Source organism: Cystobacter fuscus (assembly GCF_002305875.1).
In the GTDB taxonomy this organism is placed as follows: Bacteria; Myxococcota; Myxococcia; order Myxococcales; family Myxococcaceae; genus Cystobacter; species Cystobacter fuscus_A.
This window is the reverse complement of record NZ_CP022098.1, coordinates 11,462,692-11,477,302: the sequence shown is the minus strand read 5'-3', so window position 1 is coordinate 11,477,302 and position 14,611 is coordinate 11,462,692. Positions and strand designations below refer to the sequence as shown.

13 protein-coding genes and 2 pseudogenes are annotated in these 14,611 nt (G+C 69.4%); 11 read left to right on the top strand and 4 right to left on the bottom strand.

Translation table 11 applies throughout. From position 1 onward, the window contains the following. The first annotated feature begins 134 nt into the window (after positions 1-134). Positions 135-1,202 (top strand): glycosyltransferase family 4 protein, encoded by a 1,068-nt coding sequence (locus CYFUS_RS46445; protein WP_095991075.1) that lies wholly within the window; start codon positions 135-137, stop codon positions 1,200-1,202. A 6-nt stretch (positions 1,203-1,208) separates the two neighbouring features. On the opposite strand, the pseudogene CYFUS_RS46440 reads toward CYFUS_RS46445, so the two are convergent. Further along, positions 1,209-1,433, bottom strand: a pseudogene (locus CYFUS_RS46440) (inositol-3-phosphate synthase); the annotation flags it as partial. A gap of 126 nt (positions 1,434-1,559) precedes the next feature. Here CYFUS_RS46440 and CYFUS_RS54435 point away from each other — a divergent pair. Next, a pseudogene (locus tag CYFUS_RS54435) lies at positions 1,560-1,865 on the top strand (GDP-mannose 4,6-dehydratase); the annotation flags it as partial. Here CYFUS_RS54435 and CYFUS_RS54430 read toward each other — a convergent pair. Then, positions 1,817-2,092, bottom strand: coding sequence for a hypothetical protein (locus CYFUS_RS54430; RefSeq protein WP_332468454.1), 276 nt, complete (start codon positions 2,090-2,092; stop codon positions 1,817-1,819). The pseudogene CYFUS_RS54435 and the gene CYFUS_RS54430 overlap by 49 nt on opposite strands. 50 nt (positions 2,093-2,142) lie before the next feature. On the opposite strand from CYFUS_RS54430, the gene CYFUS_RS54425 reads away from it, so the two are divergent. The 9 genes from CYFUS_RS54425 (at position 2,143) to CYFUS_RS46395 (ending at position 12,292) form a co-directional block, all read left to right on the top strand. Further along, positions 2,143-2,364 carry an NAD-dependent epimerase/dehydratase family protein gene (locus CYFUS_RS54425; protein ID WP_332468448.1) on the top strand — a complete coding sequence of 74 codons (222 nt, stop codon included), beginning with the start codon at positions 2,143-2,145 and terminating at the stop codon, positions 2,362-2,364. Beyond that, positions 2,361-3,446 (top strand): GDP-mannose 4,6-dehydratase, encoded by a 1,086-nt coding sequence (locus tag CYFUS_RS46430; protein WP_095991074.1) that lies wholly within the window; start codon positions 2,361-2,363, stop codon positions 3,444-3,446. The genes CYFUS_RS54425 and CYFUS_RS46430 overlap by 4 nt, the downstream gene beginning before the upstream one ends. 16 nt (positions 3,447-3,462) lie before the next feature. Further along, positions 3,463-4,584 (top strand): glycosyltransferase family 4 protein, encoded by a 1,122-nt coding sequence (locus tag CYFUS_RS46425; protein ID WP_095992636.1) that lies wholly within the window; start codon positions 3,463-3,465, stop codon positions 4,582-4,584. 18 nt (positions 4,585-4,602) lie between these two features. Beyond that, positions 4,603-5,742, top strand: a complete 1,140-nt coding sequence (locus tag CYFUS_RS46420) for a CgeB family protein (RefSeq protein ID WP_095991073.1) — start codon at positions 4,603-4,605, stop codon at positions 5,740-5,742. Continuing rightward, positions 5,739-6,653: a CgeB family protein gene (locus CYFUS_RS46415; RefSeq protein ID WP_095991072.1), complete on the top strand. Its 915-nt coding sequence runs from the start codon at positions 5,739-5,741 to the stop codon at positions 6,651-6,653. The genes CYFUS_RS46420 and CYFUS_RS46415 overlap by 4 nt, the downstream gene beginning before the upstream one ends. Before the next feature lie 18 nt (positions 6,654-6,671). Beyond that, positions 6,672-7,328 (top strand): glycosyltransferase, encoded by a 657-nt coding sequence (locus CYFUS_RS46410; protein WP_095991071.1) that lies wholly within the window; start codon positions 6,672-6,674, stop codon positions 7,326-7,328. Between the two features lie 20 nt (positions 7,329-7,348). Next, entirely contained in the window at positions 7,349-8,650 is a 1,302-nt protein-coding gene (locus CYFUS_RS46405) for a UDP-glucose dehydrogenase family protein (RefSeq protein WP_095991070.1), read from the top strand. A 274-nt stretch (positions 8,651-8,924) separates the two neighbouring features. Beyond that, positions 8,925-10,955 (top strand): hypothetical protein, encoded by a 2,031-nt coding sequence (locus tag CYFUS_RS46400; protein WP_157759055.1) that lies wholly within the window; start codon positions 8,925-8,927, stop codon positions 10,953-10,955. Continuing rightward, the gene (locus CYFUS_RS46395; protein ID WP_095991068.1) at positions 10,952-12,292 is read left to right on the top strand and encodes a hypothetical protein; all 1,341 of its coding nucleotides are present in this window, start codon (positions 10,952-10,954) and stop codon (positions 12,290-12,292) included. Before CYFUS_RS46400 ends, CYFUS_RS46395 begins: the two co-directional genes overlap by 4 nt. On the opposite strand, the gene CYFUS_RS46390 is transcribed toward CYFUS_RS46395, so the two are convergent. Next, positions 12,262-13,620, bottom strand: coding sequence for an adenylosuccinate synthetase (locus CYFUS_RS46390; protein ID WP_232537204.1), 1,359 nt, complete (start codon positions 13,618-13,620; stop codon positions 12,262-12,264). The genes CYFUS_RS46395 and CYFUS_RS46390 overlap by 31 nt on opposite strands. Further along, positions 13,617-14,588: a VWA domain-containing protein gene (locus tag CYFUS_RS46385; RefSeq protein WP_095991067.1), complete on the bottom strand. Its 972-nt coding sequence runs from the start codon at positions 14,586-14,588 to the stop codon at positions 13,617-13,619. The genes CYFUS_RS46390 and CYFUS_RS46385 overlap by 4 nt, the downstream gene beginning before the upstream one ends. Positions 14,589-14,611 lie beyond the last annotated feature (23 nt).

Genomic DNA, 14,611 nt, shown 5'->3' with positions numbered 1-14,611 from the left:
TGATCGGCTCCTGAATCTTGAACCCGGGCCGCGCGGGGGTGGGGGCGCGTGTCCGATGGGAGGGCACCATGCCGCGTCGGATCCCGGAGCCTGGCGGACCCCCGAGTCCCATGAGGGGGCAGCCTCGGGGCTCCATGACATCGCCGGTCCAGCGGGTGTTGATGACCACGGACGCGGTGAGCGGTGTGTGGACGGACTCGCTGGAGCTGTGCCGGGCGCTGGCGGCCCGGGGCGTGCGGGTGGACCTGGCGCTGCTGGGAGGGCCCCTGTCCACCGCCCGGGAGATGGAGGCGCGGGACGTGCCCGGCCTCGTCCTCCACGAGAGCCCCCGCGGGGCGGAGGCGTGGGAGGCGTGGTTGCTGGAGCTGGAGGAGCAACGGGCCCCCGACATCGTCCACCTCCATGTCGCCAGCCATGGGGAGCTGGCCTGGAAGGCACCGACGCTGGTGGTGGCGCGCGCGTGTCCCCTGTCGTGGGGCGAGGCCCTTCCGGGAGCGCATTCGCCCGAGTGCTCTTCGCACGACTGGAGGGAGACGACGCGGGGCCTGCGCGCGGCGGGGTGCGTGGTGGCGCCCACCTCGGCCATGCTCGCTTCGGTCGAGCGGCACCATGGCCCCTTCCGCTCCACGCGCGTCATCCCCCCCGCGCGGCGCGCGGAGGCCTTCCTCCCGGATGCGAAGGAGCCCTTCGTGTTCTCGTCGTGCCGGGTGTGGGACGACACCAAGAACCTGGCGGCGCTGGAGGCCATTGCTCCGCGACTCTCCGTGCCGGTGCGCATCGCGGGGCAGGCGCCTCGCACCGTGCAGGCGGAGTCGCTGGGGGTGCTGTCGGAGGGGGCGCTCGCCGGGTGGATGTCCCGGGCGGCCGTGTTCGCGCTGCCCGCGCGCTACGAGCCCTTCGGGTTGTCCGTGCTGGAGGCCGCGCTCGCCGGGTGCGCGCTGGTACTCGGAGACCTTCCGAGCCTGCGCGAGGTGTGGGGAGACGCCGCGCTCTTCGTCCATCCGGATGACGTGGGGGGTCTCGCGCAGGCCCTGCGCTGGTTGATGACCCACCCCACCGAGCGCGAGTGCCGGGCCCACCGGGCCCGTACCCGGGCGCTCACCTTCTCGCCCCGTCGCATGGCCGAGGCGTACCTGGAACTCTACGCCGCGCTGAGCGTGCGGCCCCTGGACCCCTGGGCGCGGCTGCTGCGCGCGGGCTGACGCGAACACGATGGGCGCCGCGAGGATGGAGTCACGGCACAGGAAGTCGATCTTCATCTGCATGGGGTAGCCCAGCCAGCCGAAGAGATCGATGTTGTCCCAGCCTTCCTTGGCGTCGCCCCGCGGCGGGTAGTACTCGATGCGCACCTTGTGGACGAGGTCTGCGTAGAGTTCCGGGTGGTCGCCCGTCTGGAGGCGCTCCTTGAGCACGCCGCGCTTGGTGAACTCCTTTCGGGCCAATGGGCAGATATTGGCTCAGGCGGACCCGTTCACCGCCCACGCGCAGACCTCCCATCTGCGTGAGTGCGCCCACTGGCAGCCCCAATCCCCGGCGGGCCAGCAGGACGCCCGTGATGAATGTACTGGCCACGGCGCCCATTCCTGGCAGCAGGACGGCGAGCTTCCCTCCAGGGGGAGGAATTCGGGTGTTCTGACATTGGGGTGTTTTTCCCGGTGGCCTGGGCGCGACCGCAATGGCTCGCCCCAGACGTGGAACTGGTCATCGGCGACGTGAGGGATCGCGATGCGGTGCGGAGCGCGCTCGAGGATGTGGACGTGGTCTATCACTTCGCCGCGGCCGTGGGCGTGGGCCAGAGTATGTACGAGGTGGGGCACTACACCTCGGTGAACAACCTGGGCACCGCGGTGTTGATGGAAGCACTCATCGCTCGTCCCGTGGAACGGTTGGTGGTCGCCTCCAGCATGAGCATCCATGGCGAGGGGCTGTTCCGCGCGCCGGAGGGGCGGCTCGTGTTCGGTACGGAGCGCACCCTGGGGCAGCTCCAGTCGGGCGATTGGGAGTTGCGCGGTGACAACGGAGTGCTGCTCTCACCACTGCCCACCCCCGAGACGAAGGCGCCGGGGCTTTCGTCCGTGTATGCCTTGTCCAAATATGACCAGGAGCGGCTGTGCCTCATCACCGGTCGCGCCTACAACCACGGTGGCGCTGCGCTTCTTCAACGTGTACGGCCCGCGCCGGGCGCTGTCCAATCCCTACACCGGGGTGCTCGCCATCTTCGCGTCGCGGATGCTCAACGGCAACGCGCCGCTCATCTTCGAGGATGGGATGCAGCAGCGCGACTTCGTGATCGTGGGGCCGGTGGCCACGGATCGCGTGGCCGAGGCGAAGGCGGAACTCGAGGCTCGGGGATTGACCGTATGAGCAAGAATCGGCTGAGACAGCGGAACGGTCACGGCGGGAAGGTGGTCATCTTCGGTGGTGCCGGGTTCATCGGCTCCAACGTGGCGGACCAGTACCTGCGCGAGGGCCGCCAGGTGCGCATCTTCGACAACGTCTCGCGGGCGGGCGTGGAGCGCAACCTGCATTGGCTCAAGGCGCGCCATGGCTCGCTGCTCGACGTGACGGTGGGCGACGTCCGCGACGAGCAGGCGGTGCGGCGGGCGGTGCAGGGCGCCGCGGAGGTGTTCCACTTCGCGGCGCAGGTGGCGGTGACCACCAGCCTCGAGGGCCCGGTGCACGACTTCGAGGTGAACACGCGCGGGACGCTCAACGTCCTGGAGGCCCTGCGGAGCATGGAGGAGCCGGCCTCGCTGCTCTTCACCTCGACGAACAAGGTCTACGGCGGGCTGCCGGGGATGGAGTTCGTCCAGGAAGGCCGCCGCTACGTGCCCCGGGACGAGGACATCCGCGCCCAGGGCCTGAGCGAGCGCTGCCCGCTCGACTTCGAGAGTCCCTATGGCTGCTCCAAGGGCGCGGCGGACCAGTACGTGCTCGACTACGGGCGCTCCTTCGGCCTGCGCACCGCGGTGTTCCGGATGAGCTGCATCTACGGCCCACGGCAGTTCGGCACCGAGGACCAGGGCTGGGTGGCGCACTTCCTCCTCCGGGCGCTGGCGGGCCAGCCCATCACCCTCTACGGGGACGGCATGCAGGTGCGCGACATCCTCTTCGTGGAGGACCTGGTGCACGCCATGCGGCTGGCGCAGATGAACATCGAGCAGCTCCGGGGACAGGCCTTCAACATCGGCGGTGGCCCGGAGCGCACCGTGAGCCTGCTGGAGTTGCTTGATTTGATTTTCCGACACACCGGGCGGGAGCCGGAGCTCCGCTTCGAGGACTGGCGCACGGGGGATCAGCGCTACTACGTCTCCGACACCCGCAAGTTCCAGGCCGCCACGGGCTGGGCGCCGCGGGTGGGAGTCGAGCAAGGGGTGGCCCGGCTCCTCCGTTGGTTGGAAGAGCTGGCGACGACGAGCGCCGCGGTCGCGGTCCATGCGGGATGAGCCGGGAGGTTGCCTGATGCCGACGGTCCAACGGGTGTTGATGACCGCCGACACGGTGGGGGGCGTGTGGGCGTATGCCCTGGAGTTGTGTCGTGCGCTCGGGCACGAGGGCATCCAGGTGGATCTGGCGACACTGGGGGCACCGGTGTCCGCCGCGCAGAGGCGTGAGGCACGGCAACTGCCCAACCTCACCCTCCATGAGAGTCATTACCGGCTGGAGTGGATGGACGAGCCCTGGGAGGACGTGCGTGCCTCCGGGCAGTGTCTGCTCGAGCTGGAGGCGGCGCTGGCTCCCGACATCGTCCACCTCAATGGCTTCTGTCATGGCTCGCTTCCCTGGCGGACGCCAGCGCTGGTGGTGTCGCACTCGTGCGTCCTCTCCTGGTGGGAGGCGGTGAAGGGGGAGCAGGCCCCCGAGCAATACGCACACTACCGGCGCGAGGTGTCGCGGGGACTGCGCGCGGCGGCGTGCGTGGTGGCTCCCAGCGCCGCCATGCTCGCCGCCACCGAGCGGCTCCATGGTCCCTTGCGCTTCACGCGCGTCATTCCCAACGCGCGGCGGGCGGAGGCCTACCCCCCCGGTCCGAAGGAAGAGTTCGTGCTCGCGGCGGGACGGCTGTGGGACGAGGCCAAGAACCTGGCGGCGCTGGACGCGGTCGCTCCGGGGCTTCCCTTTCCCGTGCGCGTCGCGGGGGCGGTCCAGCACCCGGGGGGCGGAGGCAGGGCCCGGGCTCCGCACGTGCAATCGCTCGGAGCCCTGGCGCCCGGGGCACTCGCCGGGTGGATGGCGAGGGCGGCCATCTACGCGTTGCCCGCGCGCTATGAGCCCTTCGGGTTGTCCATCCTGGAGGCCGCGCTCGCCGGGTGCGCGCTGGTGCTCGGGGACATCCCCAGCCTGCGCGAGGTGTGGGGCGAGGCCGCGTGCTTCGTCCACCCGGACGACGAGGACGGGCTCGCGCGCGCGCTGCGGGAGTTGATGGCCCGTCCCTCCGAGCGGGAGCGTCTGGCCCGCGAGGCCCGTGCCCGGGCGCTCACCTTCACGCCCCGCCGCATGGTGGAGGCCTATCTCGAACTCTACGCCGCGCTGCGCGCGCGGCCTTCCGAGGCGTGGGTCTCCCCCGCGGTTCATGCTTCCTGACGGCACTCCCGACTGCTCATGCGTATCGTTCTCTTCTGTCATTCCCTGTTGTCCGACTGGAACCATGGCAACGTGCACTTCCTTCGCGGCGTGGTGACGGAGCTCACCCTGCGCGGCCACGAGGTGCGGGTCCTCGAGCCCGAGGACGCCTGGAGTCTGCGCAACCTCCTGGCCGAGCCTGGCGGAGCGGCGGTGCTGGAGGAGGTGCGGGGCGTCTACCCGGCCGTGCGTCCCGAGCGCTACACGTCCGATTCACTCGAGCTGGATCGCGTGCTCGACGGGGCCCACCTCGTCATCGTCCATGAGTGGAGCCCGCCGGAGCTGGTGCGGCGTCTGGGTGAGCGGCGCCGGGCGGGCGGCTCCTTCCGTCTGCTCTTCCATGACACCCACCACCGCAGCGTGAGCGCCCGGGAGGAGCTGGCGCGCTACGAGCTGACCCACTACGACGGCGTGCTCGCCTTCGGGGACGTCATCCGGCGCATCTACCTGGAGCAGGGCTGGGCCGCGCGCGCCTGGACGTGGCACGAGGCCGCGGACACGCGCGTGTTCCACCCCCTGCCGCACCTGGCGGCGGAGAGGGAGCTCGTCTGGGTGGGCAACTGGGGCGACGACGAGCGCACCGCGGAACTGCACGAGTTCCTGCTGGAGCCGGTGAAGGCGCTCGGCCTGAAGGCGCGGGTGCATGGCGTGCGCTACCCGGACGCCGCGCGTGAAACGCTCGCCGCCTCGGGCATCGAGTACGCGGGATGGTTGCCCAATCACCGCGCCCCCCAGGCCTTCGCCCAGGCGCGTGTGACGGTCCACGTGCCGCGTCGGCCCTATACCCAGGCGCTGCCCGGCATTCCCACCATCCGCCCCTTCGAGGCGCTCGCCTGCGGCATTCCCCTGGTGTCGGCCCTCTGGTCCGACGCGGAGGGGCTCTTCACTCCGGGCCGGGACTTCCTCGTGGCCGCCAATGGAGAGGAGATGCGGCGCCACCTGCGCGCGTTGCTCTCCGACGAGGGGCTGCGTCGCGAGCTGGTGGAGCACGGCCGGCGCACGGTGTTCGCGCGCCACACCTGTGGGCACCGCGTGGAGGAGCTTCTGCGCATCTGCCAGTCCCTGGGCCTGAGCGCTTCACTGTGTCACCCGCTGGCGCGGGAAAGAATCACCCCATGAGCAAGGGGTCGCGTATCGCCTTCTTCGGCTCGAGCCTCGTCTCGGCCTACTGGAACGGAGCGGCCACCTATTACCGTGGCATCGTCCGCGCGCTGCACGAGCGTGGGCACCACGTCACCTTCTACGAGCCGGATGCCTACGAGCGCCAGCAGCACCGCGACCTGGCGGATCCAGACTGGGCGCGCGTGGTCGTCTATTCCGCGCAGGGGACGGAGGCGCTCGAGCGCTGCCTGGAGGAGGCTCGGGACGCGGACGTGGTGGTGAAGGCGAGCGGCGTGGGCGTATTCGACGCCCTGCTCGAGGCGCGCGTGCTGGAGCTGCGGCGTCCGGGCAATCAGGTCCACCACCCGGTGGCGGCGGAGGCGCGCTTCGAGGGGGACCTGGCCTTCCTGGGCAACCGGCTGCCGGACCGCGAGGCGCGCGTGGAGGCCTTCTTCCTGAAGGCCGCGAGCCTCCTGCCCGGCTCTCGCTTCCTGCTGGGGGGCAGTGGCTGGGGAGACCGGGCCCTGCCGGAGAACGTGAAGTACCTGGGCCACGTCTACACGCAGGACCACAACGCGCTGAACTGCTCGGCGCGCGCGGTGCTCAACATCAACCGGGACAGCATGGCCCGCTTTGGCTTCTCGCCGGCCACGCGGGTGTTCGAGGCCGCGGGCGCGGGAGCCTGCATCCTCACCGACGCCTTCAAGGGCGTGGAGCTGTTCCTGGAGCCCGGGAAGGAGATCCTCGTGGCGCACTCGGGCGAGGAGGTCGCCGAGCACGTGCGCGCGCTGAGCGGGCCCGAGGCGCGGCGCATCGGCCAGGCGGCGCTCCAGCGCGTGCTGTCCGAGCACACGTATGCCCATCGCGCCTCGAAGGTGGAGGCGGTGCTGGGTCTTCCCTCCACCGGTGCTCACGAGCGGGTGGCTTGAGTCATGGAGACGCAGCGGATGCGGATCGTCATGCTCGGCCTGTCCATCACGTCGAGCTGGGGCAACGGACACGCCACGACCTACCGGGGGCTGGTGCGCGAGCTGGTGCGGCGCGGGCACGACGTGCTGTTCCTCGAGCGGGATGTGCCCTGGTATGCCTCCAATCGCGACATGCCCCGGCCTCCTTATGGGCGCACCGAGCTGTACTCGGACCTCGCGGACCTGAAGGACCGCTTCACGGACGCGGTGCGCGGGGCGGACCTGGTCGTGGTGGGCTCGTACGTGCCCCAGGGCGTGGAGGTGGGCGCCTGGGTGCAACGCACGGCTCGAGGGGTCTCGGCCTTCTATGACATCGACACGCCGGTGACGCTGGCGAAGCTCACGCGCGCGGGCTACTCCCCGAGTGTGCGGCTGTTCGAGGCAGCCGCGTGCGCGGTGCCCATCATCAGCGATGCGTGGGAGGGGCTCGACACCTTCTTCCGGCCGGGCGAGGAGATCCTCATCTCGCGCTCCGGGGAGGAGACACGGCGCTACCTCCAGGAGGTGCCGGATGCGGAGCGCCAGGAGATGGGCAGGAAGGCGCGGGCCCGGGTGCTGGCCGCGCATACGGCGGCGCATCGCGCGGAGACGTTGGAGGACTACACCCGGTCGGTGAGTTCAGGACGGAAACCCTAGACGAGAGAGAGGTGGGACCTATGAAGATCGCGGTCATTGGTACGGGGTACGTGGGTCTGGTGGCAGGGACCTGCTTCGCGGAGTCGGGGCACGACGTCACCTGCATCGACGTCGACCCGAGGAAGATCCAGGCGCTGAGGCGAGGCGAAGTGCCCATCTACGAGCCTGGCCTGGAGGAGCTGGTGCGCCGCAACGTCGCCGCGGGTCGGTTGCACTTCACCGAGGAGCTGGCGGATACGGTGGGGCTCGCGCAAGTGGTGTTCATCGCCGTGGGGACGCCCGAGGGGGAGAACGGGCGAGCGGATCTCCAGTACGTGCTCGCCGCCGCCGAGCAGGTGGGCCGGGCGCTGCGGCAGTACACGGTCATCGTGGACAAGAGCACGGTGCCGGTGGGCACGGCGGACAAGGTGCATGAGGTCATCGCCCGCCACACCCGGTGTGAGTTCGACGTGGTGTCCAACCCCGAGTTCCTCAAGGAAGGGGCGGCGCTGGAGGACTTCCTCAAGCCGGACCGGGTGGTGATTGGCACGCGCTCGGAGCGGGCGCGCAAGCTCATGGCCGAGCTGTACGCGCCCTTCGTGCGCACGGAGAACCCGATCCTCTTCATGGATCCATGCTCGGCGGAGCTGACCAAGTACGCGGCCAACGCGATGCTCGCCACGCGCATCTCCTTCATGAACGACATGGCCGCGCTCTGCGAGAAGGTGGGCGCGGACGTGGAGCAGGTTCGCAAGGGAATGGGCGCGGACAAGCGCATTGGCTATTCCTTCCTGCACCCGGGGATTGGCTATGGCGGGAGTTGTTTTCCCAAGGACGTGAAGGCGCTGACGGCCACCGCGCGCGACGTGGGGCTGGAGTTCGACCTGCTGCGCGCGGTGGAGAACACCAACGCGAGGCAGAAGCGGTGCCTGCTGACCAAGGCGCTGAGACACTTTGGCGACCTGTCCGATCGCACCTTCGCGGTGTGGGGTCTGGCGTTCAAGCCGAAGACGGACGACATGCGGGAGGCGCCGTCGGTGGAACTCATCGAGGGATTGCTCGGCAAGGGCGCGCGGGTGCAATGCCATGACCCGGTGGCAATCGAGGGCGCGCGCCGCTACTTCGGCGACCGGGTGTTGTACGCGCCCACGTGCTACGCGGCGGCGGAGGGAGCCGATGCGATCTTCCTGGTGACGGAGTGGAACGAGTTCCGCCACCCGGACCTGAAGCGGCTCAAGGCGACGATGAAGAGTCCCACGATCTTCGATGGCCGCAACGTCATCGATCCCCGGCTCGCGCGCGAGGAGGGCTTCACCTACTTCGGCATCGGCCGGCCCTCCTGAGGGCCGGGGCGTCTCCTGAAGATTGTCAGGGAGCGGAACTACCCTGAGGGGAGGCTGTGCTTCCTCCGGGGCGGCGCTCATGCTGACAAGGACTCACTCGTTTCTTCCTCGACGGTGCACCGCCGGGACGACAGGCATTGGCGTGTCGTTCCTGGCGCTGGCCGTGCTGGCGCTCCTGGCGGGGTGCGCGACGGGCTCGCCGCGCGGAAGCCTGACGAGTGGATGGGGCCTGCACTCGCGGCCTGTCGCCTCGAGGGGGACGGGAGGGAGCGGTTTGTCCGTTGAGCTGGATTCCCCACCCGGGGTGTGGGAGGCGGGGAAGGCGCTGGCTTGTGGAGGCGTGGCGGTGCCAGAGGGTTGGCCCGATTTTTCCTCCGGAGACGCGGAGGCGTTGCTGGCCCCCTTCCTGACGTGTGCCTCACCCGCGGAGTACGTGGCGTTGCAGCAGCGGGTGGACATGCCTCGGCTGGTGGAGGCGTTGGATGACTGGCGAGCCATGCGGCTCGGTGCACTCGGGCCCGTGTGCGCGGACGCCGCCGGAGTGCTCCTCCGCAAGCGCGTCTCCTTCCTGCTCGCCGTCGCCGAGCGCTATGGCCCCTACTTCGCCGAGGTGTTCGCCCTCTACGTGCTGCACTCGGCCCATGATGACGAAGTGGACGCGGTGTTGCGGTGGCTGGCTCGGGACAAGCAGTTGGGCCAGACGCTGGGGCTGATGCCCGAGGTGCGCGAGGAGTTGGCGACGCGCGGAATGCCGCTCTCGGCCTATCCGGAGCGGGGAGAGCGGGCGGGTGACGTGCTGCGGGGGCTGGGCCGAGCCGCCCGGGATGCGCTGTCCACGAGCCAGGTGAGTGACGGTGCCCGCTATGCGGAGTTGTCCGTACGGAGGGAGCAGTTGCCCGAGCCCTACCAGGAGGCGCTGAATGAGGTGGAGTGGGCCCTGGCGCTGAGGCACTTCGCCCCGGGCAGCGTGGCGATGGGGAGCTTCGATGCGGTGACGTTCGGAGTGCCGCTGGGCTTCGCCTACCTGGTGGCGGGGACGGGCCAGGGGCTGGCGTCGCTGTCGAGGGGCCAATACGAGCAGGCCACGCGCGAACTGGCGCCAGCGGCGGTGGTGGTGGGCCTGTACGCGGGTGGCCGGGGCATGCGTGCCCTGACCGAGGCCCGAGGGACTCCAGGCCTTGGGGCGGGAGGCGTGCGAGGGCTTCGGCGTCTGGCGGTGCTCCAGGAGATGGGACGGCAGTGGGAAGCCCGGCTGGGAGTGGAGGGCGTGCGGGAGTTGCTGCGGGACATCCGGGCGCGGCGGGAAGCGGCCCACTTCGTGGCCCTGGGAGGTGCGGACGCGGCCCTGGCCTTGCGTGAGGCGCGGGGAGATGTGGCCCGGGCGCAGGTGTGGCTGTCCCAGACGAAGCCGCAGCGCTCTGGTTCGCCGGTGGGAGGTACGGGGAAGGGGCCTGGGACAGTGGCTTCCGTGGCGGATGACGTGGCCACTCCGAAGCGGACTCTGAGCACCGAGCGTCTCGGGAGCCTGGAAGCGTGGGTGGATGAGCGGGCGGGGCTCACCCGAGAGGTGCTGGAGGCCCGGCTGGCGTGGGTGGAGCTGGATGTCGCGGGACCGCGCCTTCCCCGAGATGTGGCGGTGTTGGAGCGGCAGCGGCCCGTTCTGGAGGCCCCACCTCCCGGAGCGGAAGGCAACCCGCTCTGGAGTGAGTACGTCGCCTACCGCGAGGAGCGCCTCGGGGAACTCAAGCAGGGCAAGGCCGTGGAGGGGCCGCTGCGTTGGGAGGGCTACGAGCGGATGCGGGGAGGATTCGCCCGGGGGATGGCCTTCGAGCGACTCATGGTGGAGAGACTGCGGGCCGACGCGGCGCGGCCTCGGGCCGAGCGGCAATTTCTCGGGGACTTCGACCGGCCGCGCATCGAGAGGAGTGTGGGCGTGTGGAAGCAGGGCAGCGGCCTGCGCTTCGCGGATGTGCTCGTCATCGAAGAGGGTCCGAGTACCGGACAGCTCCCGCGTGTGGAGACGTTCAGCTTCAAGAGCCGAAATCTCTCGGAACTGCAAGGCAAGGCTCTGGAAGCGCGGATGATTGCGGACGCGATGGACGCCCTGGGGTATTACGGTGGGACGCTGGACATCCGTAGACCATCGCTTCAGTTCCTTCTCCGTGAGGGCAGCAAGGTTCCAGTCCGAAGAGTCCGCCTCCTCTATGAGGGGGGCGATCTCAAGCCCAAAAACGAACGTGGCCTCAATGTATCCATGAACAAAGTCCAGCGTGACGTTCCGAGAGTGGAGGTGACGTTTCAATGAAGGTGCTGAGGTTTCACGACTTGAAGGAGGAAGACTACCTTCGGCTGGATTTCGTCGGTACTTTCGATCCACAGGTGGCACTGGAGAGCGAGTTGAAGCCCTTTTTCCAGGTGCTCGAAGAATGTGCCGACGGATGGATGCCGGATGTCGTTGAGGGTAAACGGCGACGCAAATACAGCCATACCGCCATTTGGACGGCCCTAGAAGAAGAGCGCGGTGACAGGAGTATGTCCATCGGGCTGTATCGCACCAAGTGGCCCGCGCTGGACATGACGCTCAGGCTCTATTTTCCGCCTCTTCCCTCCGAATTGGACGTCACGATCGAGGTAAAACCACTCTCCGTCTTCACCGAAGCGGAGCGCTGTCACCGATTCGTGGAGATGGTGCGTGACTGGGCCTCGCGCTACCCAGTGTCCTATGCCTCGGCCCACAGCGTGGCTGATGACCAGTTGGCTGGAGCCCCCAACTTTGGCCGCGACATGCAGACCGCGATCCGGGACGGATTCGACAAGGTCTACGAGGTGTTCTGGCTCAATGTCTTCGGTCCGAAGCTGGTGGAAGCCGTGGGGCGTGAGCGCGTGCTCTCCACGCCGGCCTGGCGGGTGGAGGAGTTGCCCAATGGCGCCGTGCTCGTGGTGACGTGGCCCACGGCGGCGGGCTTCGCCAGCGACGAGGCGCGCCTCGCCCAGGCCCGTGCCCATGCCCACCTCCGGCCGGACCTGGACTTCGACACCGTACTGCGCACCCTGCGCGAGCGCAGTGCCACGCTCGCCCCCGTGGAGCCCCGCTTCCACCCGGACGTGGCGTCGCTCCTCTCACGCGTGGTGGACAGCGTCGCCATTCACGAGCGCCAGCGGAAGATCGCCGAGCTCAATGTCTGGCAGCCGCCCGAGCCCGAGGAATGGCTTCCCGCCAACGCCGCGCTGCCCTCGGACGTGGCGGACCCGGAGCGGGCTCGCGCGCATTACCGCTACCTCGCCGAGCACCTGGTGGCGCTGCTGCACACGAAGGTGCCCTCCGTCTTCAAGGCGACCCCCGAGTCCCTCACGGACGTGGACTATCAGTTCTGGCATGAGGAGTTCCCGCGCGTGTTCGAGCGGGAGAAGCTCGACGCGCTCGCGGTCCCCGCCATGGGCGCCTACCTGGGCGAGGTGCTGGTGCGCCACCTGGGGGGCCAGTGGATACCCCGTCAGAAGCTCGAGGAAGTCCAGGTGTGCGTGGGTGAACGGGTCTGGTTGCCCTTCGTCCGGGCCTGGCGCGCCATGCGCACCTGCCAGTCGTTGTTGGACTTCTCCCTCACCCAGCTCTACCGCGTCGCCGAGCGGCACCGTTCTTGAGGCGCGAGCGGGGAGACATCCTCCGCCCGAGGCCCCCGAGAGACGAGGTCCACTCGCCGGTCGAGCAACTGCTCGAGGTGCTCCAGGACGAGGTCCTCCCGGGGCTCGCGTTCCTCGAGCGAGGGCGTCACGTGGAGGAGCCATCGCGTGAGTGTGGCCTGCCCCTCGAGCGAGGGATTCGGTTCCACGGCCAACCGGGTGACGGGGCCATCCTGATAACTCGCCGCGGCCTTCCAGGTGCGCAGCCGGCGGAGCAGGTCCAGGTGGGTGATCGCCAGCACGTCCACTCCGCCCAGGACATCGAGCGCGTACCGGGCGAGCACCGCGTCGAACCAGCCATAGCGGACATGGCCCTGCCAGTCATTGAGCGTGTTGTGCTCGGAGAGCAGCGGCCGCAATTCCTCCGTCTCCGTGGGCAGCGGTCCCGCGCCGTGCCGCACCATGTGGCTGCGCAGCACGCCCACCCGCTGGACATCCAGGTCCACGCCACTCTCGGTGATGAGGCCGAGCGCGTTGTCCGCGGTGCAGCGGGACCAGGTGGTGTACGGGTGAAAACCCCGCCACTCGTCGAGCAGCACGCCCTGCGCCCCCTCGAACACCGTGGCGGGGGCCTCGGTCATCCAGCGCACGAGCAGGTTGTCCGGGGCCACGAGTCCGAGTGTCTCCAGCCGCGTCGCCCGCTCCATCCACGCGTCGATGATGCCCTCGGCCTCGAAGACGGAGCGCTCGCGTCGGACCTGGGGGCTGTCGGGAAGGGAGTCTCCCAGGGCCCGCAGCTCCTCGTGCTCGCGCTCCCGGACGCGCTGGAGCTTCCGCCGCAGCCGGGGCACGTCGCGCAGGTCTCCCGCGAGCACGGTGTCCTCTGGCCAGGCCAGCGCGTCCCGCACGGTCTCGCCCACGCCAACGCCGCAACTGCCGTGCCGGGAGCCGCCACGGGCCAGCTCTCGCAGCCGGTTGGCGGCCTGGTGGAAGGGGGTGATGACCCGCGCGCGCTCGCTGACCCGCAGGCGCGAGAACACGTCTCCCACGCCCTGGGCGCGCAGCGCCTCGCCCTCGAGCAGCAGCGCGGTGGGGTGGAGCAGGAAGGGGTGGGCGAGGAAGGTGCGCACCCCGGGGACGAACGTCCCCGCGCCGAACTGCGCGAAGGTGTGGTGCTGGCCCTCCGAGGTGACGACGTTGTGGCCCGCCTGCGCGCCGCCGTTGTAGCGCACCACGAGCGACGCCCGGTCGCGCCGCACGAGGTAGTCCGTCATCAGCCCCTTGCCCGCGTCGCCGAATCCCAGGTCGATGACGATGGAGGCGCGCCGCTGGCCGCTCGGAGCCTTCACTTGAGGATGCGGACGAGCCGCTGCAGGACCCCCTCGGACGCCGGCGCCCCCTCCAGCGCGGGCCCTCCCGAGCGGCCGAGTGCCTCGGCCAGCGGCGTCAGGGCGCGCAGCGTCGCATGCACGGACGGACGGGGCACGTTCGCCTCCTGGAGGACACGGCCGAGGCCATCGATGTCGGGGACGAGCCCCTCGTAGAGGCAGATGGCCCCCGCGGACACGAAGCAGATGTCCTCGGCGGACTCCATGCACAGCACATGGTCGCCGATCAACTCACGCCAGCGAGACTCGCACTTCGCGCGGCGCTTCGCGTCGGGGATGACGAAGAAGGGCACGAAGGACTTCTGTAGCTCGGCGACGATCTCCTCGATCTTCAGGTCCTCGTCGAGCCGGTCACCGATGATGCCCTCGACGATGTGCTTGGAGAGGATGGGGTAGGGCAACTCGTCGCCCGTCATGAAGAGGTAGCCCTTCTTCTTGCGCTTCTCGAAGCAGTCCATCGCCGTGTGCTCGGCGAGCAGGTACAGGCCCAGCTCGTAGCTCTCCTGTCCGGTGCCGCCGCCGCGCCCCTCGAGGTAGCTCCAGGTGAGCCATTGATCCATCAGCTCGGCGGTGGTCTCGAACTGGCCCACCTGCAGCGGCGCCTCGTCGCTGTAGGCATCGCCCACGGCCATGAAGAGCAACTGGGGGTCCGCCACCTTGCAGTCGGTGAGGACCTTCATGAACTTGGGCAGCAACTCGGTGGCCATCAGCTTGGGAATGGTCCCCATGGAGCCCGTGACGTCCAGCGCGAAGACGATGCCCAGGGAGTTGGGGTGCTCGGCGCTGTCGCGGGACTCGCGCACGCGGATGCCCTTGGGGTTCATCAGTGGGTGGCACTTGCGCTGCTGGAAGACCTCCTGCACCGGTACCTGGGCGCGGTCCTTCAGGAGGGCTTCGTGGGCCTGGTTGCTGTAGTTGCCGTACCCCATGTGCGTGCTCCTCGCGTCTGTGG